Here is a 19,480-nt window from a genome sequence, read left to right on the forward strand (position 1 = left end):
CTGAGCACAAAAGCCTATCATATTATTTAGTTAGTAGCCCAGTGTGTGTACACCTTTCACCGCAGATTGTAGCGAAGTTTTCAATTCCTGCATATATCAATACACCGACTTTCGCATTGAGCTTTCGTTGTAAGTACAACTTCAAACCTGAAAGGCTGCCCCCTCTCCAAAACTACTGTGCGGAGACATCTTTTAGCTAAACTCCTGAAAGAGCGTCTACCCTTCAAACACATTATAGAATGTAGCCAGGCCTTTTTGTAAACGATAGGGCCAAACTTTCTTTGTCATGTATATCCCTTCCAGCCATCTAATCGAGCGATGATCTTTGGCCGTATTCTACAATATTTCTATCAAAAATGACGGAAATACTGAGTGTAATACTGATAGTCAATATCATATAGATTACTTAAAAGTTAATGAATCAGGCATTGCTTTAAGGGTTGACCATCTTGATGATTATAACCCACCAAAACAATAAACACTTAAAAGCCGGAATTTTAAAGGAAGCGGCCTTTGAGTGTTTCTCGTTTTAAATCAGCGGAGAAGGGTATCTATCTTGATGGCTTCGGTTTTATCGTTTTTTAAACCGCTAAGTGCCTGCTTTCAAAAAATCAGTAATCGCGTCAATAACGGCGTCCGGGTTTTCTTCAAACATATAATGCCCGGTGTTTTCCAGGTGCGATAGTTTATATTGATTTGCAATAACGGGTAAAGCATATTGGTAATAGCCGAAAGATACATTGCTGGCCAAACCCAATAGCGGCATATCCAACTTTGAATAAGTTTTAGCGTCTTCAATATCCTGGTTAAAAGCCTGGTACCAGGCATTGGATGCGCGTATCCGCTCGGGTTGATTATAAACTACCGCATAAACATTCCGGTCAAAATCGGTCATCATGCTATCATCAACCATTACGTAGTTAAAAAGCCAGTCGAGCAGGTAGCGGAACCGGCCTTCCAGCAACTTCTCGGGCAATTCTTTTACCTGGTTAAAACTCATCCACCAGGTATAAGGCTGTTGGTTGTCTATCTTCTCGCCAAAAGTTCCCGAAGGCGGCATTAGCTTCATCTGCATCATGCCTTCGTCGGGATGCAGGCCATCTGCCAGTATCAGGCATTCAACAACGTCCGGATAGTTATGTGCCAGGCTGGCGGCTACCATCCCGCCAATGTCATGCCCCAAAATATTCGCTTTGGTAATGCCGAGTTTCAGCATCAGCTCATAAACATCGGCAGCCATTGTTTTCTTATCGTAACCGGATGCCGGTGTTGCTGAACTGCCCATGCCACGAATATCAATCACAATTACACGGAATTTGGCTGCTAACTCGGGCGCTACAGAATGGTAAGAATACCAGGTTTGCGGCCAGCCGGGCAGACAAATTAACACCGGCCCGGTGCCACCATCTACATAATGCAGCCGCGTGCCGTTTACCTCAATTTGATGGTTGGAGAAGCCCGGCCAGTTCTTGATCAATTGTTCATCTTGATATATCGTTTCCATTTTACGCGGGCGATTGATTTTTGATTTGTTTAAGTGTTTCTTCGGCTGGTTGCCAGTCTATATCAGGATAGCGGTCATTATCAAGCGCGTTGTGATGTGCCGCGAACATGCTGTATAAGTATTGCATCTGCTGCCATTGCGGGTATAACTGGTTTTCGCCTTCCGGATTTTGGCTTCGTACGGTTTGTATATAAGATGCAAATTGTTCGAGTGAGCCCTGTTCACTTAATTCAAACTCTTTACCAAATACGCGCCCGGCCAGTTCTGCCAGCTCATTTGGGCTTACCCTGAAGCCGGCAATACGCAGAAAACGCGGCGAGTTATCATCCAATGCAGCGGCTGCGGTATAAGCAGCTGTATTATCTATAGTTGTAAAATCGATCTGCCAGTCGGCTTTACCCGTATAATAAGTAATGGTGTTATTTTTAGTGCCAAGCAAGGGCATATTGTATTGCAATACGTGGGCGAACGCGCCATTAAAAATAGAAGTGACTTTTATTTCGCTCGCATCAACTATATCTTGGAACTCCCTGCGAAGATCGAAATTACGGTTATCGCCTGTTTCAAGCCGGGTAAAGTCCGTACAAAAGTCTGACGGAATGAACCTCGGTACGCCTGCACGTATGGCGGCCGTTAATAATTGGCTTTGCGCCGTCACAATTACATCGCGCAGGCCTGCCAGTGCCGATACTATGCACGAAACACCTTTGCATGCATCGGATAGGGCAGCCTCGTCAGCAAAATCAGCAGTAACAATTTCAACGCCTGAGTTACGAAGCTCATTAACCTTGGCTTCGTCACTCTCTTTTCTTACTACAGCCTTTACGGCGGTTCCTTTGTTGAGCAGATGTTTACATATTTTGCCACCTAGATCGCCGGTGGCTCCTGCTATTAAAATAATGTTATTCATAGTTTTTAGAGTATTTGTGATACAAAACTACGAGGTAACAATACGCGCGGAACTACCATTTGGTAGTTAATGGAGGTTAGCGTAAATTTTTGCGGATGCGGCTTAAGGCGTTTGGGGTAATACCAAGGTATGAAGCCATTTGCTTTACGGATATGAGTTGCATAAAGCCCGGCTTTTTCAAAAATTCCAGGTAACGTTCCTCCACCGTCATGGTTTGGAAGCGGATGATCTCATCAATCATGCGGATGGCCATTCCTTCCCATGTTTTACGGCCAAACTCCTGCCAGGCGGATAATTGTTTGTAAAGCATTTCCATATCTGTTTTGCTGATGCAATACAGCTCCGCGTTTTCAACGGCCTCAATGTTAAATCGCGTGGGCAGCTCCGGGTTCAGGCTGGAAATTTCGGTGAAAAACTCTCCGGGCTGAACGATCCACGCGGTAAGTTCGCGGTCCTGGTCGTAATAAAAGCGCAATGCCCCGCTTTTTAGGAAATAATAATGCCTGGCCACCTGTCCGCGTTTTAACAGCAATTGTCCTTTGCTTATCCATTTCGGTGCAAAATAACCGAGTATAGTTTGCATATCCTCTTCGGTCATCATCACGGTTGAGCGTAAATAATCTTTTAACTCCTGCATGGCGTTTATGCCAGCAATATAGTAATAAACAAGTGCTATCAGGATTAATCACAAGGCGGTAAAAGCAATTGGAGTAAAAATGCTTAAACCCGCAAGTGCTTGAGCAAGCGCTTGCAGGTGGTTAATAAGGGTTTAGGTGGAGTGCTTTATTGTGTAAGGTTTGTACCTCCCTGTAAATAAACCCCGCAGGCTTGCCAGGCAACGCGCTGCGGGGCCGTAACCGCTACGTTACATTTCTTTATCCTCAAACATCTTGGCGTCGCGGGTATTTTTTTGTACGGCAATGGCCGAGAACATGCTCAGGCAAAATGCCATAGCATAAAAGCCTTTTTCGCTTAACAGCATATCTACGTTCCACAAGCCGATGGTCAATAATACCATGGCCGCTATGGTGGCAAACCAACTCAGGCCATAATAAAGTTCAGATACGGCAAGCCCTTCAGCCCGGTCGCGTACGCTTTTTTGTACCGATATTACGGCGAACAGGCCAAACAGCAGTATGGTAAAGTAATAGCCTTTTTCGTTAAGCTGCATGTTGGCATTCCATAAGCCTATTATAAAGGCCAGTATGCCGGTTAACAGGGCAAACCACGATGCGCCTATAAAAGCGCCGGTTGGTTTAAACGGGTTTCTGGTTTTCTCGCCATGTTTTGCAAGTGGTGAAAACTCTTCTGTTTTGTGTTGTAGCGATTCCATTTTTATTTTGTTTTAATGATTAATATGGAAGCAAATGTGCGCCGTAAAAGTTATCCTGTAAAATTATATTTAACTAAAAACTGACGATATATATGTTTGTAAAATCTATATTTACTTTGTTAATACTTGTTATATGAATTCACTTTCGGCTCTGCTTACTCTACTTGACAATGCCGATAGGAAGTTATTTAAAGCTTTTTTGCAACAAAAAAACAAACGTAACGATGTTAAAAATCTGCGCTTGCTGAATTTGATAGAAACTGACGATATAAGTAACGCAAATAAGCTTTATAAATCAGCGAAAAATAAGGATGCCTACCATGCTTTGCGTAAAAGGCTGCAGGATAGCCTGCTGTTATTTCTATCCCGCAAAACATTTGAGCGTAACCAGTCAGGCGCTTATGAGGCGCTGCGGCTGCTTGTTGTAGGGCGCTTTTTGTTAGAGAATGATATGCCGGCGATAGCCTTTAAAAGTTTGGAAAAAGCGGAACGCCTGGCTACTAGCCTGGAACAATTTAATATGCTCAATGAATTGTTGCTGCTTAAGTTGCAGTACGCGCATGTGCCGGGTGCCGAGGATCTGGATGTTTTAACCAAGCGGTTTATGCAAAACCAGTCGGCCATGCAGTGCGAGGCCAAATTGAACATGGCTTACGCCTTTTTAAGGCAGGAGTTGCAACAGATACATCTGAAATGGAAGGTGGTTAACTTGTCGTCCCTGATGGTTTCGGTCATCCGGAAATATAAAATCTCACGGCAGGATTTGATGACCTTCAAATCCATCTATCAAATCCTTTTTATCGCTAATGAATACGCCGCTATACAACAGAATTACCGGCTGATAGCGCGTTATATTGCGCAAACTGATCAGTTTATTCAAAAGCTAAAAGTTGAAAAGCATTCATATCTGTTTTATCATATCGGTATACTGTATTTTATGGCCAATTTCTATCTGCGAATAGGCGACTTTTCAAAAAGCATAGCTTACCTCGATAAAATGACGGTAGTGATGAAAACGGACGAGCGTCACCACGCGCAATATTATTTACGCCATCAGTTGCTTGTCGCGCTCAATTGTTTTTTTGCAGGCGATGCCCCTGAAGCGATACGGGTTTTACAGCAGTCATTATCCGTTAAAAAGCAAGCATCTAAGCCTGAGGATGTAGAAGATTTGCGTATTTGCCTGGCTATGGTGCTGGCCATGTGCAATAATCGCGACAGCGTAAAGCAGTTGACACTGCTAGCCCATACCGATGCCTGGTACGAAAAGCACATGGGTATGCTATGGACGATCCGCAAAACGCTGATGGAAATTTTAATACAGGCACAATTCTCAAACATTGACCAGGCTATGTCAAGGATAAGCAGTTTCAGGCGGAGGTATAAAAAGTACTTGCTTAAAACGGGGGAAGGTAAGGTGCTGCTGTTTTTAAAACTGGTTGAGCAGCATTTATTAAAGCCTGATGTAATATTTGATATGAGGTACCGAACAAAAGTGCAAAGCCTGCTTAGCGGGCCTGAAAGTAACGACATTTTCACGCGCAGCTTTATTGCCTGGCTGGTAGCATGTTGGGAGAAGAAAACACCTCACGAAATAGTGTTGCAATTGTTAAAGAATATGGGTGCCGCATCGATTTAACATTTGTGCCGGCTTTGCATAAACTACGACATTATGGTACCGAACTGATTGCCGGGCTTTACTATAAACTGAACGCTTATCAGCATGAATTTTATATAAGCCCCGATTACCAGTTTGTGATGAATCCGGCTTATAATAAGGACCGGGGGCCGGTAAACGTATTCGCCATAAAGGCACATGCCGAGTTTTAAATATAACAATGCGGGCAATGCTTAACGGCAATGCCCGCATTAGATTTTTAAAAGGATATTGCAGCCCCAATGCTTTATCCTTACATTTACGCCAATGTTTAACCGGTATATAGCCATAGTATTACTTTTTGCCCTGGTAGGTTCTAATTTCTCCAGGTTTTTTGTGTACGCCGGTTTTGAGGTCAATCAAAAGCTCATCGCGTCAACCCTGTGCGAAAACAAGGCTCGCCCCTGGATGAACTGTAACGGCCGCTGCTATTTAATGAAAAAACTGAAGCAGGCCGAAGAAAAGGAAAAAAAGCAGGAGCGCGAAGACAAGCGCAACCAATACCAGGAAGCTTTGCCTGCTACCATCGCTTTCTTTTCGTTACTGGACAGGGTAATGCCGCGCAAGTCTTTTCCGCAGTTGCCTGCACCGGGTGTTATTGACCGTGCCGTGCCTATTTTCCAGCCGCCAAAAATAGCCTGATCGTTTATATTTTATTTGCTGCCGCTGCATATATGCAATAGGCATCCTTATGTGCTGACCATGGCATTGCTATGCCTGTCGTCAATTATATTCTTAATTAATCGATCATAAATCCCGGTACAACAACGGTTGTATCAAGGGCTATTTAAATACTCATGAAAAAAATATTATTCCTGTTGGCCGGTGTGGCCCTGTTTACCTCTTGCAGTAAAAACAATACTGATGTTGAACCTGACTTTAACGAATCAAACCTGGCTACGCTCTCCGTAGAGTTTGATAATATAGTAGGCGACCGCACCCTCACGCTAAACACCACCGCGAGCCCATACACTAACGCCGCCGGCGAAAAGTTCACCCTTTCAAAAGTTCAGTACTTCATCAGCAATATTAAAGTAAGCAAGGCTGATGGCACCGCTTATACCGTAAATCAGGACAGCAGCTATTTTTTAATAAACGCTGCTAATAAGGAAACCCGCTTTGCCGAAGTGAAGGTACCCGAGGGCGATTACACCAAAATTAGCTTTATCGTAGGTGTTGACAGTTTGCGCAGTACTATGGATGTGAGCAAGCGTACCGGTGTGCTTGATCCGTCGGGCAGTATGGAAGATGGTATGTACTGGAGCTGGAATTCAGGCTATATCTTCTTTAAAATGGAAGGTAATTCAGAAGTTGTATCAAACAACGCCAATGGCGATCCGACCGGTAAAAAGCAGTTCAAGTATCATATAGGTGGTTTCGGTGGATATTCAGCGCCTTCCATTAACAATATTAAAACTGTTACGATTGACCTTACAACCGCCGGTATTGCCCGCGTACGTAAAGGCCGCGAAAGTAATATCCACATGTTTGTTGATCTGCTTAAAGTGTTTAACGGTACCAACAGCTTCAGTATAGCTGCGCATCCCAGCGTTATGTTTGGCGATTTCAGCGGTAAGATAGCCGGTAACTTTGCCGGAATGTTCCGTCATGATCACACCGAAAATTAATCAGTATCGCCATGAAAAAAAGAGCATTATGGATAGTGCTGTTGTGTTTCGGGGTGATGCTTTATGCCTGTAAAAAGGAAAGTGAAAAACAAGACAAGGTAAATGCATTCTCCGGTTTTAAAAAGCCGGAGAATTTTCCCGATCCGCAGTACAAACTGGCCAATAACCCGGTCACCGAAGCCGGCTTTTTGCTGGGCCGCAGTTTGTTTTATGAGCCAAGGTTGTCGCGTAACAATACCATTTCCTGCGGGTCATGTCATATTCAATCATCAGCATTTACCCAGCACGGGCACGATGTAAGCCACGGCATTGAGGATAGGTTAGGCACCCGCAATTCGCCACCCATCATGAACTTGGCCTGGAATAAAGCCTTTATGTGGGGCGGTGGTATTTATGACCTGGACCTGCAGCCCATAGCGCCCATTACCGCGCATGAGGAAATGGACGAAAGCGTGGAAAATGTTATGGTGAAGCTGAGGCAGGTAAGTAAGTACCCCGGTATGTTTAAAGCGGCGTTCGGTAGCGAGGAGATCACTACAGCAAAGTTTATGAAAGCCTTATCACAATTTATGCTGATGTGCGTAAGCGCGGATTCAAAGTATGATAAGGCGATGCGTAAAGAAGCAGGCGCAAGCTTTACGGCAGATGAACAGGCGGGTTACGAACTCTTTAAGGCCAAATGCGCAACCTGCCATACCGAGCCTTTATTTACCGATGGCTCATTCCGCAATAACGGCCTTGGCCCAAGCCCAATTGACGACCAGGGTTTATACACCGCTACACTGCAGGCCACAGACCGGTATAAGTTTAAAGTGCCGAGCCTGCGCAACGTGAGCTATACGGCGCCTTACATGCACGATGGGCGTTTGCTTTCGCTCAACGCTGTATTTGAGCATTACAATAGCGAGGTGCAGGCCACCCCAAACCTTGATCCGTTGTTGCAGCAAAGCAGCGGCATAAAGGGCATAAGCCTGTCGGCAGATGAGCGGAGCAAACTTACCTCTTTCCTGAAAACGCTTGATGATCCGGGTTTTATAACCCGGAAGGATCTGGCTGAGCAATAAAAAGAAATCATTATGAAAAAATACTTAATTATATTACTGTTAGCATTGTTAAGCTACCCTGTAATAGCCTGCGATATATGCGGCTGTGGCGTTGGAAGTTATTATTTAGGAATATTGCCTGAATATAATAAGCGCTTTATTGGCCTGCGTTACCAGCATAAAACCCTGGTAACACACCTCGGGCCTTTTGGCGAGCGTACGCCGCTAACGTCTGACGAAACTTACCAGACCATGGAGCTTTGGGGCGGTTGGAACATCGGTAAAAAATTCAGGGTACTGGCATTTGTGCCTTACAACTTTAACGAGCGCACGGCACAAACCGGCGATGGTTATAAGGACGGTTTAGGCGATGTTGCTGTAATGGGCTATTACAACCTGCTGAGTAAACGCGGTATGGTTGGCGAGCAGTTAATTGTGCACTCGTTATGGGTAGGAGCGGGTATAAAAGCTCCAACTGGCAAGTACGAACCCGCGGAGCGCAAGCTAAGCAGCGAATCGCCTAATAATTTTCAGTTAGGTACTGCAAGTGCCGATTTTACATTGAATGCAGCTTATGATGTTCGCCTGATGGATCTCGGCCTGAACATTAATGCCAATTACAAGATCAATACCGCGAACAAGTATGATTACCGTTACGGCAATAAGCTAACTACCAATGCATTGCTGTACTATAAGTTTCGTTTTTTTAAAAAACTTACGGTGGCGCCAAACGCGGGTGTGCTGTACGAAACATCGCAACAGGATGTAGAGGACAAGAAGTACACCGTTGATGTGTCCGGCGGGCACGTACTATCATTGGTAGGGGGGCTGGAAGCTAATTACGGCCGTTTTTCTGCCGGGGCCAATTACCAGGATGTGGCCTCGCAACAGTTGGCCAATAACCGGGTAAGTGCAGGCAACAGGTTAATGGTACACTTATCGGTAGCTTTTTAACAATTAATCAGGATTTAAAAATGAAGAGTTTAAAATATACAATCATCCTATTTGTATCAGGCTTAACGCTGCTGCAGGCATGCCGGCAGGAAACCAGCTACAAGCAAGTGCGGGATGAGGTAATTGCCGCGCATGATAAGCTAATGGCCGATGATGAAAAGGTGATGAACAACAAGATGAAGCTTGATACCCTGGCATCACCGGCATATCTGCTAAAAGTTAAAACCGAAAAACCTGAAACAGATACCGCCTTACTTCGTCGCGAAGCAGATAGTTTACGTCGGGTTTTAGATTCGGCCGGTAACCGTATGAGCGAGTGGATGCAGAAATTTGAGCCCGGGCAAAGCGGTAAATCAAACGCTGAAGCAGTGGCTTATTTTGAAGGCGAAAAAAAGAAGGTGATAAAGCTGGATAGCCTCTACCAGGCGCTATTGAAGCAATCAGGCGCTTATCTGAAGCAATACAATTTCAAAGAGGATGAGCCCACGGGAGAGCATCATCACATGAAAATGTAATTTGAAGAGCGACGGTTTATAATCGCCGCTCTTTAAATTTAAGGTGAGCCATACAGGCAAGTAAATTGAGCCATGCAGGAAAATGATGCTCACATAAAAAGTTCAACTTTGTTATGTTAAAAACATGACAATGAAAAACATCGAAAAAATAACACTTGGAAACAATGGCCCTCAGGTATCAAAACTTGGTTTGGGCTGTATGCGCATGTCATCCGTATGGGGCGGCCCTACAAATGACGAAAGCGAAAGCATTGCCACCATACATGCGGCGCTTGATGATGGAATAAATTTTTTAAACACCGGCGATTTTTATGGTGCCGGGCATAACGAGTTGCTGGTTGGTAAAGCCGTGAAGGACCGCCGTGACGACGCCTTCATCAGCGTTAAATTTGGTGCCATTTTTCATAACGGACAATGGCTGGGTTTGGATCTGCGTCCTATCGCCATCAAAAACTTCATCAACTATTCGCTAACTAGGCTTGGTGTTGAAACGATTGATTTGTATCAGCCCAGCCGGATGGACAACAGCGTACCGGTTGAAGATATTATTGGTACCGTGGCTGATCTGATTAAGGAAGGTAAAGTACGTTACCTGGGCGTTTCTGAAATTACAGTTGAACAATTGCGCAAAGCAAACAGCGTGTACCCGGTAAGTGCGCTTGAAATAGGCTATTCACTGGCCGACCGCCAGATCGAGGCCGACCTGCTGCCCGCCGCTGCCGAGTTGGGCATAACCGTGGTAGCGTTTGCCAACACTGCCGAAGGCTTACTTACCGGCGACCTTAAAGCCCCGCTCGCTGATAACGATTACCGTAATCATTTTTCACGCTTTCAGGGCGATAACCTGCAAAAAAATCTGGCTAAGGTTGACGTGTTAAAGCAAATTGCCGAACAAAAATCACTTACGCCTACGCAACTGGCCATAGCGTGGGTTAATGCGCTGGGGAATAATATTATGCCATTGGTAAGCATGAGCCGCCGCTCGCGCCTGCCTGAAAATATAGAAGCCATGCAAGTGGAATTTACCGGCGAGGAAATGAACCTGTTGAATACCGAATTTGCACCCGGCGCAATACTGGGCGGTACCTACCTGCAGCGATAATTTGCGTAAGTTTGAGTAAATAATCAACACGGCTATGTTAAACCCAACGGTGCTTATTCCGGGAGTGATCTTTTTTTCGTACTACGCTGATATACGTAAAGATAAGGTGTGCTTTTTGGAGCACACTACCCTTGTGATGCAGATATCCGGGCAGTTTAATATGGTAACTACCGGCCAAAGTATATCAATGGGCAAGGGAGAGATGCTGCTGATCCGTAAAAATCAGTTGGCTGAGCTAACCAAAACCCCTATTAATGGCGAAAGCTATCAAACGGTAATCATCTGCCTGAACGAAAACCTGCTCAGGCAGATCGCTTTGGAAGAAGGGATTGAAACCACTGAAAGATATACGGGTAAACCTAATATCCTCATTCCGCCGAACGAGTTTTTACAGGCCTTTTTTCAGTCGATATTGCCCTACGTACACCATCCCGACGAAAAGATAACTAACGCTGTTGGTATGCTTAAGGTTAAAGAAGCGGTTTTATTACTGCTGCACACGATGCCTGAGCTCAGAACCTTACTGTTCGATTTTTCGGAACCTTATAAAATAGACCTGGAAAAATTCATGCTCAACAATTTTCACTACAACATACCGGTTGAGAAATTTGCGGCATTAACCGGCAGGAGCCTGGCGGGTTTTAAACGCGATTTTCAGAAGATATTTGGTACATCGCCAAGGCAATGGCTGCAGGAAATGCGGTTGACAACAGCATTGAGTCTCATCGAAAATAAACATAAAAAGCCGTCGGCCATTTACCTCGACCTGGGCTTTGAGAGCCTTTCGCACTTTTCGCACTCGTTTAAAAAGCGCTTTGGTAAAACGCCTAACAGTGTTTAAAACAAAAGCCTGCGGATTTGCCGCAGGCTTTTGTTTTATGAGTTGATTTGACTCTAATAACCCTTATCTTCAACCGTATAAAATCAATTACCCATCAAAGCTTCTACCGCGTTCAAAATCTCCTCCGGAAGAGGCATCGGATCACTTTTGTTGTAAACGGTATTATCAAGATGTACAATTACCTGGTTATTGCTCTTTAAATTATCAGGTATGCTGAAAGGTAGCACAATATGTGGCACCTGCCAGGGTGTATGTTGCGGGTTTGTTTGGGCATATAAAACTACTACAGGAGTTTGGGTAGCTGCCGCGATATGGATAGTGCCGGTATTAACCGACAGCAGTAAAGGCGAGTGCGCTATAAGACATATAAACTCCTGCAAGGAAAACTTGCCCCCAGCAGCAACTGCTCCGTGCCCGATTGCTGAAGCCAATTCATCAGTTAAGCGCCGCTCAGAGGCGGAGCCTGTTATTAATAGCTGATAACCTTTTTTAACCAGTTCTTTACCTGTAAGCGCCCATTGAAGGGGGGGATATTCACGTTTTTTTTCGCTGACTCCCGGGTGCAGTATCATCCAGGGTTTGTTAGTGTCGGTATCTAATTCCTGGTTAAGCATTTGGGTGATGCTTTCCCAGAGTGTTTGGTCAATTTTGAGCTGTAATTGACTATCGGTGGTGTGTGCACCTACTGATGCTACCAGATCCAGATCGCGTTGAACCTGGTGTTTGATAAATTGATAAGGCTCTTTCTCGGGCACCCAACAATTAATAAGCTGGTAAGGGTTTTCGCGGCAATAAGCCAACACCTTAGGTATACCTGCCAAATAAGCGAGCATTGCCGAAGGTAGCGGGTTTTGACTAAACACCGTAAATATCACCGCCGCATCAAACTGCCGGGCTTTAAGTAATTCTACAGTTTGCGCAAAATTATTAGGTCCTGCTTCAACGGATGACTTCACCCAGGGAACGTCAAATATTAATACCTCATCAATCTCAGGCATAAACGGTGTTATAACTGCCGCCATACTCGATGTAAGCACGGTGATTCGTGCGTTAAACGTATGCTTCAACGCTCTTATGGCCGGACCGCTCATCAGCAAATCGCCCATATTATCAGGGCGAATGCACAGAATATTTTTACAGCCGCTCCAATTCATGCTTCCTGCTCGGCCAATATAAAATCAGCAGCTTGGTTAATATTTATGCAGGTAAAGTCCGGGTTTCGCATCAGGCCTGTAAGCCATTCGGTCTCGTTGCCATTATCAATCAGTATCGCCTGGCAACCCGCCCGTTTTCCGGCTTCAACATCGTTAAGTATATCACCTATCATCCACGATTGCTTTATATCGATATTATGGTCAATCGCTGCGGCTAATAACATGCCCGGTGCAGGTTTGCGGCAGTCGCAATCCAAATTATAGCCGCTTGACGTTCCGTCGGGGTGATGCGGGCAATAATAAAAACCATTTAGGCTGATAAGGTGTGCCGCCAGTAGCTCCGTTAACCGGTTTTCAACGGCCTTAAGTTTGTCTTCCTCAAACAAACCTCTGGCAACACCTGATTGATTAGAGATAATGATCAGCAGATATCCGGCGTCTTGTAATTTTTTCAGCCCGGCAACGCCATCTGCCTGCAGCGTGATTAGCTGCGGATCCACATTGTAAGGTATGTCGGGTATCAGTGTACCGTCCTTATCTAAAAAAACAGCTTTATTCATTTGCTTAGGCGGCTCTGTGCTTGCTTTCTTCAGTTACCAAATCGGGTTGCTTTTTAAGGCGAGGTAGTAATTTGCTGTAGAGCTGTTGCATTTGGTTGGCTACTTCGGCCCAGGTAAATTGCTCATTAACTCTGCGGATGGCTTTCTGTCCGGCATCGTGCAATAAAGCTTCGTTGTTAATAAGTTGGTTAACCTTGTTGGCGAGTTCCGGCGGATTTTGCGGTGCAACAAGCCAGCCTGTTTCGCCATCGGCTACGCTATATTTAATACCGCCAACGTTGGCGCCGATTACCGGTGTACCGCAAGCCATTGCTTCGAGCGGGGTAATACCAAACGGCTCATACCAGGGCGTAGTAATAAATACATCAGCGGCTGAGTAATAGTATTTTAGCTGATCGCGGTTTTTGCGGCCCGTAAATATTACCGATGCTTCAACACCGTGATCGCGGCACAGGTTAAGCAGTCGCGCAAACTCAGGGCAATGTTCCTCATCGAGTACTTCTGCTTCGCCACCTACTACAACCAGCCTTACGGATTTTTGAGCTGAGCGGATGTAAGGTAGCGCCTGAATTACATTATCAATCCCTTTACGCGGAACCATACGGCCTAACTGCAGCAATAAAAATTCCTTTTGCGGTAAGTTCACTATACGTCGTGCACACTCTTTGTCAATAGGATAAAACTCCTTTGAGCTGAATCCACAAGGCACAATGCTGATCTTATCGGCAGGGGCATGATAGTAGTTTATCAGGTCGTCCATATCCTGCGGGCACTCCGCTATGATCTGGTCGGCCTCCATAACTGCCCGTTCTTCAATAATTAACCGCTCAACCGGAAACTTGTCTTTTTCCGCCTGGTGTATCCTGCGCACATGGCCTAATGCGTGGAAAGTAACCACAAAAGGTATGTTCAATTCCCCTTTTATGCCCATAGCCACTAATGCCGACATAAAAAAGTTTGCATGAACAAAGTTGTAATTTACCTGCTGGTTGATGATAAAGGCAATCATGTTGTCCTTAAACTCATCCATAAAAGGTAAAATATCCTCCTTTATAACAACTTTCGCCGGGCCGGCGGTTACATGAATTACTCTGACGCCTTGGGTTAATTCAACCACTTCGGGCGTAAGGGCATTTTCCCGGCGAGTAAAAACATCAACCAGGTAACCCATTGATGCCAGGTGCCGGGCGAGTTGAGCCACGTAAACATTTTGTCCGCCTGTATCAACACCGCCTAATGATGCAAGCGGTGATGCATGCTCACTAATAAACGCTATTCTTTTCTGCTGAAATTCCATAGGCTATGGTGTTGTTCACCGCGTTGCGGTGGGTGTGTTTTTTTGTAACCTCGGCAAATAATAATTCCCAGTCGTTAGCAAAACGGGTTATGTTGAAGCGCTTGCGGGCAACTTCCTGTCCGTTTTTACCAATCTCGCGGGCGTGTTCAGCATCAGCAAGTAATAAATTCATTTTATCTATCAGGTAACCAATGTCGGTATGTATATATCCTGAATGGCCATTTTCAATTACGGCCGAAAGCTCTGTAGTAGCTAATCCAACAACAGGTATACCCATCATCATGGCTTCACATATAGCAAGGCCAAGGCTGGTATATCGTATCGGGTTAAAAAAGAAGCGGTATTGGCTCTGGAAAGCGGGCAGTTGCGGATGCAGCACCTCGCCTAACCCAAACTCGCCTGTACCCATCCCCACCAGGTCAAGCGGTATATGTTGTTGTACCTCTTTAAAAATATCAAAGCCAAGCAGGCGGCCGCGGGCCGGCAGGTTATTGATCACTACAATACCTTTAGCTATTTCACCTGAATAATTTACACCGGATGTAGTAACCCCATGCTCTATAACACGGGTAGGCGTGTTATTACTGTCCCACATTAGTTTGTTGAAATGGGTAACATGAACCAACGTCACATCCGGATCGTCTACAACATGTTTGGTATCCGTGGGGTGCTTGCGCGGCGGATCGTGCTCAATGTATATTTTAGGCAGATTCCGTTGTTTCTCAGTCAATATTTCATACTGGTCAACCAAATAATTATTATTTGTTTGATAAACAATGCAATCAAATTCATGCTGTTTAACTTCTTCAGCAGGTATTTCAATTACATTATCCCCAAACGGAAAAGTTTCGCCCCGGCCGTAATAGCCTTCCGTTTTTTCGGGTTTTGTAGGTATATATATGGTATAGTTACCCTGCGAAAGGTAAAATAGGTAGCTACCGTGTATATGCCACGTGAATATTTTCATTGGTAAGTGTGGTGTGTTGTAAGAATTGGTTATTTGTCGGCAGGCTTTTGCTGCTCGTTCATCATGTGTGCCAATGTAGTGTCGGGCGTTACGTTGCTCATAGCCATCATCGCTTTATTTTTAAAGCCTGATACTACCTTGTCCTTACCGGCCATTAAAGCTTCATAACCATCTTTAGCTACGTCTGCAGGATCGGATAGGGAGCTTTTATCCTGAACAATCCGGCTATCCTGCATATCGGCTTTATTGAAAAAGTCGGTATCGGTAGCGCCGGGCTGTAATGCGGTAACGGTAATGTTGGTGTCCTTCAATTCTTCGCGTATGGCTTCACTGAATGATAGTACAAACGCTTTAGTACCATGATAAACTGCCTGCCATGGACCTGGTGTTTGGCTTGCAATAGATGCTAATTGCAGTATACGGCCCTTGTTACGAGCAACCATATCCTTCAAAAATAGCTTGGTCACAATAACAAGCGAAGCAATGTTAAGGTCGATGATACCCAGTTCGCGCTGTATATCATTATCCTTAAATAAGCCATAAGCACCTTGTCCGGCATTGTTAACCAAAATATCTACAGTGATGCCTTTTGCCTTTACTTCATCATAAAGATCAAAAGCTGCCTGGCGTTCAAATAAATCTTTCGTGATAGTAATAACCTCAATGTTATGCTGCCTCAATTCGGCGGCTACGTTACTTAGTTGCTGCTGATCGCGCGATACGATAACCAGGTTAAATTCATCGGCAGCAAAAAGTTTGGCCAATTCATAACCAATACCTTCAGAGGCACCGGTTATCAATGCATATTTTCCTTTGTTTGACATAGTTTTTTCTGTTTAATTGGTTTTACTGATTACAGGCCGGGTTTTAGCACTACTTTGGTACAGTCGTCCTGTTTTTTCTGGAATATTTCGTAGCCTTTTGCTGCTTCGGTCAATGGTAGGGTGTGGCTGATGATGTCGTCAAGCACCACTTTGCCATCGCGCACCAGTTCAATCAGATGATCGATATAATTTAAAACCGGAGCCTGGCCCTGCTTTACAGTTATGCCCTTATCAAACATGCGGAAGAGCGGGAAGTTATCATAAGGCGACCCGTAAACACCAACAATACTTACTGTGCCGGCACGGCGTACAGCCTCAAAGCACATATCGAGTACCTTCATGCTGCCTACTTCGAAGTTTACGGCAGATTTTACCCTGTCCATAAAACTGCGGTCGGGTTCAAAGCCAACGGCGTCAACACAAACGTCAGCACCGCGTCCGCCTGTTTTTTGGCGAATGGCTTCCACTACGTCGACATTATTTGGGTTCAGCGTTTCAACATTGTTTACCGCTTTAGCTTTTTCCAGGCGATAATCAACCACGTCAATGGCAATTACCCGGCTTGCTCCGTTCAGCCAGGCGGCTTTTTGCGCCATTAAGCCTACGGGGCCTGAACCAAAAATGGCAACCACTTCGCCACCTTTAAGCTGCGCCCAATCAATAGCCGACCATCCGGTTGGGAATATATCTGTTAAGAAAAGCGCCTGTTCATCGGTTAAATTATCCGGTACGACCCGCGGACTTATATCAGCATAAGGCACGCGTACATATTCCGCTTGTCCGCCGGAGTAACCGCCGTACAGGTCGGTGTATCCATACAGAGCACCACCCTTTTTATCGGTGAGGTTACCCTCAGGTCCGTAATGCTCGTAGTTGGAATTTTCGCAATGCGGAGATGCGCCATGTGTGCAAAAGAAACAACTACCGCAAGCGATAGGGAACGGAACAACAACGCGGTCGCCCCTTTTTAATTTAGTTACGCCTGAGCCAACTTCTTCAACAATGCCCATAAACTCATGGCCCATTATCAAATCGGTTGTTTGCGGTACGCCACCGCTTAGTATGTGCAGGTCCGAGCCGCAAATAGCTGTTGAGGTAACTTTAAGGATAACATCTCCGGGATGTAATATGCGCGGATCATCAACGGTATCAACGCTGATGTCGCCGGGTTTGTGGAACACTGCTGCTTTCATAGGTGTTGAGTTATAGGTAACTTCTTTTACTGAACAGCGCTTCTGTGTAATATGTTTTAAAATATTTAATTAGTATGAAAATTTATATTATTAAAATTTAAGTGGCTTCAAGAGCCCATATTTTCATCTATAAGTGGCGTGCGCTTTTTATTATTACTAAAAATTTGGTTTAAATAATGTAGAAGCGATTTCCTCATTCCGTTCCTCAAATTGGGGAAATATATTCACTCATCTTCCCTTGGCAGTTTTAATCAGGCTAATTAACCATTGATTAAGTTTGATTTTAAGTTGGAGTTGGAATATTTGCCTTAAAAATATACTACGGCAGGCTCTTTGCAGTTGTGCTAACGCAAGCTTATTAGTTTGTTCCCTATTTAAACTATTGATTAAACAAGCGGGCATCCCTATGGATGCATGACAATGAATTTACGTCCGTCAAACAACATTTCGTCCGGGCAGCTTAAACAAGGTTTAAACCTTGTAATTGCCGACGGCCTTTCGGCCGAAGCCATGGTGGTTTTTACCAGTGGCACTTTTTTAACAGCCATGGCTTTGCACATGGGTGCTACTAACTTTCAGTTAGGCGTATTGGCTGCCTTGCCTACGTTTACCACTATGTTCCAACTGGCGGCCATTTGGATGGTGCAGCGTTTTAACAACCGAAAAGTGGTTACCGCGCTGTTTAACTTTTTGGCGCGGTTGCCCATATTGGCCATTGGTGTTATCCCGTTTATTTTTAGTGGTGGTACCACGGTGCAGGTACTTATATTGCTGCTCTTCTTTCAGCACATATTTGGCGATATAGGCGGCGCGGCGTGGAACTCCTGGATGAAGGATTTGATTCCGGGCGAGCGTTTGGGTGCCTTTTTCTCGCATCGCAGCCGCATGGCACAAACACTGAATGTTACGCTGAGCCTGGCCACGGCAATAGGTATTGATTATGTAAAAACGCATTATCCGCAGCAGGAAATTGTGGCCTATAACGTGCTGTTTATGTTGGGCGGTATATTGGGCATGGTTAGCGTAGGCTTGCTGTTACGCACACCCGAGCCAAAGGGCGAGTTGATTAACGATAAGTTATTTACGCTTTTTGGCAAGCCCCTAAAAAATAAAAACTTCAGGAATTTGCTTGTTTTCAATTCGCTGTGGGCATTCGCGCTTAACCTGGCAACTCCGTTTTTTGCTGTGTACATGATGAAAACGCTTGGCCTGCCCGTTGCGTACATTATTGCCTTGGGTATTGCCGGGCAGTTAAGCAGCATTTTTTCGATCAAGCTTTGGGGCAGATACTCTGACAGGTTCAGTAATAAAAACATCATCGCTATTTGCGGGCCCTTATACGTGGTTTGCATTATGGCCTATGCGTTTACAGGCATGGCTGCCGGTGGTAATATCGTGCTTATTATGTTAGCCGTTACACATATTTTAAGCGGTGTTGCAACCGCGGGTATAAACCTGGCATTGTCAAACATTGGCATTAAGCTGGCGCCGAATAATGAAGCGATCGCTTACATTTCTACAAAAAATATGCTGGTAGCATTCTCATCCACCATTGCGCCGATGATTGCCGGTTTGCTCGCCGACTTTTTTGCCACGAATGAATTAGTGTGGACGATAGATCTAAAAAGCGCCGCAGGCATAAACCAGATACAACTGTTGCACCTGCAGGGCTGGAGTTACTTTTTTGTGATTGGCGGATTATTAGCGCTGGCATCATTAAAAATGTTGGGCCGTGTTAAGGAGCAGGGAGAGATTGCCGGCAGGCGGATGACGGTACACATGCGCATAGGCTTCAGGAACAGGCTGCGCACAAACCTTGGTCGTCGCATGGCCGACAGGATCTATAATCCATCAGCAATGGTAAGGCGTAAAGTAACCAAATTACTGAGTGAGCGCCGGAAGCTTACCGCCGCTTAATATTTAAAAATAATTTAGTGTTGATAGCAAAAGCCGGTATTGTACAATACCGGCTTTTGCTTTTAATATATTTTTATAATA

The 19,480-nt window shown here is 44.9% G+C and carries 20 protein-coding genes; 10 read left to right on the forward strand and 10 right to left on the reverse strand.

Going from position 1 to position 19,480, the window contains the following annotated elements:
• Positions 1-589 precede the first annotated feature (589 nt).
• From ABD960_RS20855 to yiaA, 4 genes are all read right to left on the reverse strand, one after another.
• A complete protein-coding gene (locus ABD960_RS20855) occupies positions 590-1,504 on the reverse strand; it encodes an alpha/beta fold hydrolase (RefSeq protein ID WP_345334432.1) in 915 nt (304 codons plus the stop codon).
• A 1-nt stretch (position 1,505) separates the two neighbouring features.
• Complete coding sequence (locus ABD960_RS20860) at positions 1,506-2,414, reverse strand: NmrA family NAD(P)-binding protein (RefSeq protein WP_345334434.1); 909 nt, start codon at positions 2,412-2,414, stop codon at positions 1,506-1,508.
• Positions 2,415-2,490: 76 nt separating this feature from the next.
• Positions 2,491-3,051 carry a Crp/Fnr family transcriptional regulator gene (locus ABD960_RS20865; RefSeq protein ID WP_345334436.1) on the reverse strand — a complete coding sequence of 187 codons (561 nt, stop codon included), beginning with the start codon at positions 3,049-3,051 and terminating at the stop codon, positions 2,491-2,493.
• A gap of 228 nt (positions 3,052-3,279) precedes the next feature.
• Complete coding sequence (gene yiaA / locus ABD960_RS20870; RefSeq protein ID WP_345334438.1) at positions 3,280-3,747, reverse strand: inner membrane protein YiaA; 468 nt, start codon at positions 3,745-3,747, stop codon at positions 3,280-3,282.
• A 133-nt stretch (positions 3,748-3,880) separates the two neighbouring features.
• Between yiaA and ABD960_RS20875 the strand changes: the two genes are divergently transcribed.
• The 9 genes from ABD960_RS20875 to ABD960_RS20915 all read left to right on the forward strand — a co-directional run bounded on the left by ABD960_RS20875 (position 3,881) and on the right by ABD960_RS20915 (position 11,487).
• Positions 3,881-5,386: a tetratricopeptide repeat protein gene (locus ABD960_RS20875; RefSeq protein ID WP_345334440.1), complete on the forward strand. Its 1,506-nt coding sequence runs from the start codon at positions 3,881-3,883 to the stop codon at positions 5,384-5,386.
• Between the two features lie 14 nt (positions 5,387-5,400).
• On the forward strand, positions 5,401-5,577 hold the full coding sequence (locus tag ABD960_RS20880) for a carbohydrate porin (RefSeq protein ID WP_345334442.1): 177 nt from the start codon (positions 5,401-5,403) through the stop codon (positions 5,575-5,577).
• A 94-nt stretch (positions 5,578-5,671) separates the two neighbouring features.
• Entirely contained in the window at positions 5,672-6,046 is a 375-nt protein-coding gene (locus ABD960_RS20885) for a hypothetical protein (protein WP_345334444.1), read from the forward strand.
• A gap of 155 nt (positions 6,047-6,201) precedes the next feature.
• Entirely contained in the window at positions 6,202-7,032 is an 831-nt protein-coding gene (locus tag ABD960_RS20890) for an MbnP family protein (protein WP_345334446.1), read from the forward strand.
• 11 nt (positions 7,033-7,043) lie between these two features.
• A complete protein-coding gene (locus ABD960_RS20895; protein WP_345334448.1) occupies positions 7,044-8,096 on the forward strand; it encodes a cytochrome-c peroxidase in 1,053 nt (350 codons plus the stop codon).
• Positions 8,097-8,108: 12 nt separating this feature from the next.
• Complete coding sequence (locus tag ABD960_RS20900; RefSeq protein WP_345334450.1) at positions 8,109-9,029, forward strand: transporter family protein; 921 nt, start codon at positions 8,109-8,111, stop codon at positions 9,027-9,029.
• Between the two features lie 20 nt (positions 9,030-9,049).
• A complete protein-coding gene (locus ABD960_RS20905) occupies positions 9,050-9,544 on the forward strand; it encodes a hypothetical protein (protein ID WP_345334452.1) in 495 nt (164 codons plus the stop codon).
• 130 nt (positions 9,545-9,674) lie between these two features.
• A complete protein-coding gene (locus ABD960_RS20910) occupies positions 9,675-10,646 on the forward strand; it encodes an aldo/keto reductase (protein WP_345334454.1) in 972 nt (323 codons plus the stop codon).
• Between the two features lie 34 nt (positions 10,647-10,680).
• Positions 10,681-11,487: a helix-turn-helix domain-containing protein gene (locus tag ABD960_RS20915; RefSeq protein ID WP_345334456.1), complete on the forward strand. Its 807-nt coding sequence runs from the start codon at positions 10,681-10,683 to the stop codon at positions 11,485-11,487.
• Positions 11,488-11,570: 83 nt separating this feature from the next.
• Here the strand turns inward: ABD960_RS20915 and ABD960_RS20920 are convergent, their stop codons facing one another.
• The 6 genes from ABD960_RS20920 to ABD960_RS20945 are packed head-to-tail and all read right to left on the reverse strand — an operon-like array spanning position 11,571 to position 17,482.
• Complete coding sequence (locus ABD960_RS20920) at positions 11,571-12,641, reverse strand: glycosyltransferase family 9 protein (RefSeq protein ID WP_345334458.1); 1,071 nt, start codon at positions 12,639-12,641, stop codon at positions 11,571-11,573.
• Positions 12,638-13,201 (reverse strand): D-glycero-alpha-D-manno-heptose-1,7-bisphosphate 7-phosphatase, encoded by a 564-nt coding sequence (locus ABD960_RS20925; RefSeq protein ID WP_345334460.1) that lies wholly within the window; start codon positions 13,199-13,201, stop codon positions 12,638-12,640. The genes ABD960_RS20920 and ABD960_RS20925 overlap by 4 nt, the downstream gene beginning before the upstream one ends.
• Positions 13,202-13,205: 4 nt before the next feature.
• Positions 13,206-14,498 (reverse strand): glycosyltransferase, encoded by a 1,293-nt coding sequence (locus ABD960_RS20930; RefSeq protein WP_345334462.1) that lies wholly within the window; start codon positions 14,496-14,498, stop codon positions 13,206-13,208.
• A complete protein-coding gene (locus ABD960_RS20935; protein ID WP_345334464.1) occupies positions 14,464-15,465 on the reverse strand; it encodes a glycosyltransferase family 4 protein in 1,002 nt (333 codons plus the stop codon). Before ABD960_RS20935 ends, ABD960_RS20930 begins: the two co-directional genes overlap by 35 nt.
• A gap of 29 nt (positions 15,466-15,494) precedes the next feature.
• A complete protein-coding gene (locus tag ABD960_RS20940) occupies positions 15,495-16,289 on the reverse strand; it encodes an SDR family NAD(P)-dependent oxidoreductase (protein WP_345334466.1) in 795 nt (264 codons plus the stop codon).
• A 29-nt stretch (positions 16,290-16,318) separates the two neighbouring features.
• The gene (locus ABD960_RS20945) at positions 16,319-17,482 is read right to left on the reverse strand and encodes a zinc-dependent alcohol dehydrogenase (protein WP_345334468.1); all 1,164 of its coding nucleotides are present in this window, start codon (positions 17,480-17,482) and stop codon (positions 16,319-16,321) included.
• Positions 17,483-17,902: 420 nt separating this feature from the next.
• Between ABD960_RS20945 and ABD960_RS20950 the strand changes: the two genes are divergently transcribed.
• Positions 17,903-19,399, forward strand: a complete 1,497-nt coding sequence (locus tag ABD960_RS20950) for an MFS transporter (protein WP_345334470.1) — start codon at positions 17,903-17,905, stop codon at positions 19,397-19,399.
• The last annotated feature ends 81 nt before the right edge of the window (positions 19,400-19,480 follow it).

The organism is Mucilaginibacter defluvii (assembly GCF_039543225.1).
GTDB lineage: Bacteria > Bacteroidota > Bacteroidia > Sphingobacteriales > Sphingobacteriaceae > Mucilaginibacter > Mucilaginibacter defluvii.

Coding starts and splice junctions, on each gene's coding strand:
- yiaA (WP_345334438.1), bottom strand. CDS start 3,747: ATGGAATCGCTACAACACAAAACAGAAGAGTTTTCACCACTTGCAAAA.
- ABD960_RS20930 (WP_345334462.1), bottom strand. CDS start 14,498: ATGGAATTTCAGCAGAAAAGAATAGCGTTTATTAGTGAGCATGCATCA.
- ABD960_RS20945 (WP_345334468.1), bottom strand. CDS start 17,482: ATGAAAGCAGCAGTGTTCCACAAACCCGGCGACATCAGCGTTGATACC.
- ABD960_RS20925 (WP_345334460.1), bottom strand. CDS start 13,201: ATGAATAAAGCTGTTTTTTTAGATAAGGACGGTACACTGATACCCGAC.
- ABD960_RS20915 (WP_345334456.1), top strand. CDS start 10,681: ATGTTAAACCCAACGGTGCTTATTCCGGGAGTGATCTTTTTTTCGTAC.
- ABD960_RS20905 (WP_345334452.1), top strand. CDS start 9,050: ATGAAGAGTTTAAAATATACAATCATCCTATTTGTATCAGGCTTAACG.
- ABD960_RS20855 (WP_345334432.1), bottom strand. CDS start 1,504: ATGGAAACGATATATCAAGATGAACAATTGATCAAGAACTGGCCGGGC.
- ABD960_RS20900 (WP_345334450.1), top strand. CDS start 8,109: ATGAAAAAATACTTAATTATATTACTGTTAGCATTGTTAAGCTACCCT.
- ABD960_RS20890 (WP_345334446.1), top strand. CDS start 6,202: ATGAAAAAAATATTATTCCTGTTGGCCGGTGTGGCCCTGTTTACCTCT.
- ABD960_RS20860 (WP_345334434.1), bottom strand. CDS start 2,414: ATGAATAACATTATTTTAATAGCAGGAGCCACCGGCGATCTAGGTGGC.
- ABD960_RS20950 (WP_345334470.1), top strand. CDS start 17,903: ATGAATTTACGTCCGTCAAACAACATTTCGTCCGGGCAGCTTAAACAA.
- ABD960_RS20935 (WP_345334464.1), bottom strand. CDS start 15,465: ATGAAAATATTCACGTGGCATATACACGGTAGCTACCTATTTTACCTT.
- ABD960_RS20910 (WP_345334454.1), top strand. CDS start 9,675: ATGAAAAACATCGAAAAAATAACACTTGGAAACAATGGCCCTCAGGTA.
- ABD960_RS20920 (WP_345334458.1), bottom strand. CDS start 12,641: ATGAATTGGAGCGGCTGTAAAAATATTCTGTGCATTCGCCCTGATAAT.
- ABD960_RS20865 (WP_345334436.1), bottom strand. CDS start 3,051: ATGCAGGAGTTAAAAGATTATTTACGCTCAACCGTGATGATGACCGAA.
- ABD960_RS20895 (WP_345334448.1), top strand. CDS start 7,044: ATGAAAAAAAGAGCATTATGGATAGTGCTGTTGTGTTTCGGGGTGATG.
- ABD960_RS20940 (WP_345334466.1), bottom strand. CDS start 16,289: ATGTCAAACAAAGGAAAATATGCATTGATAACCGGTGCCTCTGAAGGT.
- ABD960_RS20885 (WP_345334444.1), top strand. CDS start 5,672: ATGTTTAACCGGTATATAGCCATAGTATTACTTTTTGCCCTGGTAGGT.
- ABD960_RS20875 (WP_345334440.1), top strand. CDS start 3,881: ATGAATTCACTTTCGGCTCTGCTTACTCTACTTGACAATGCCGATAGG.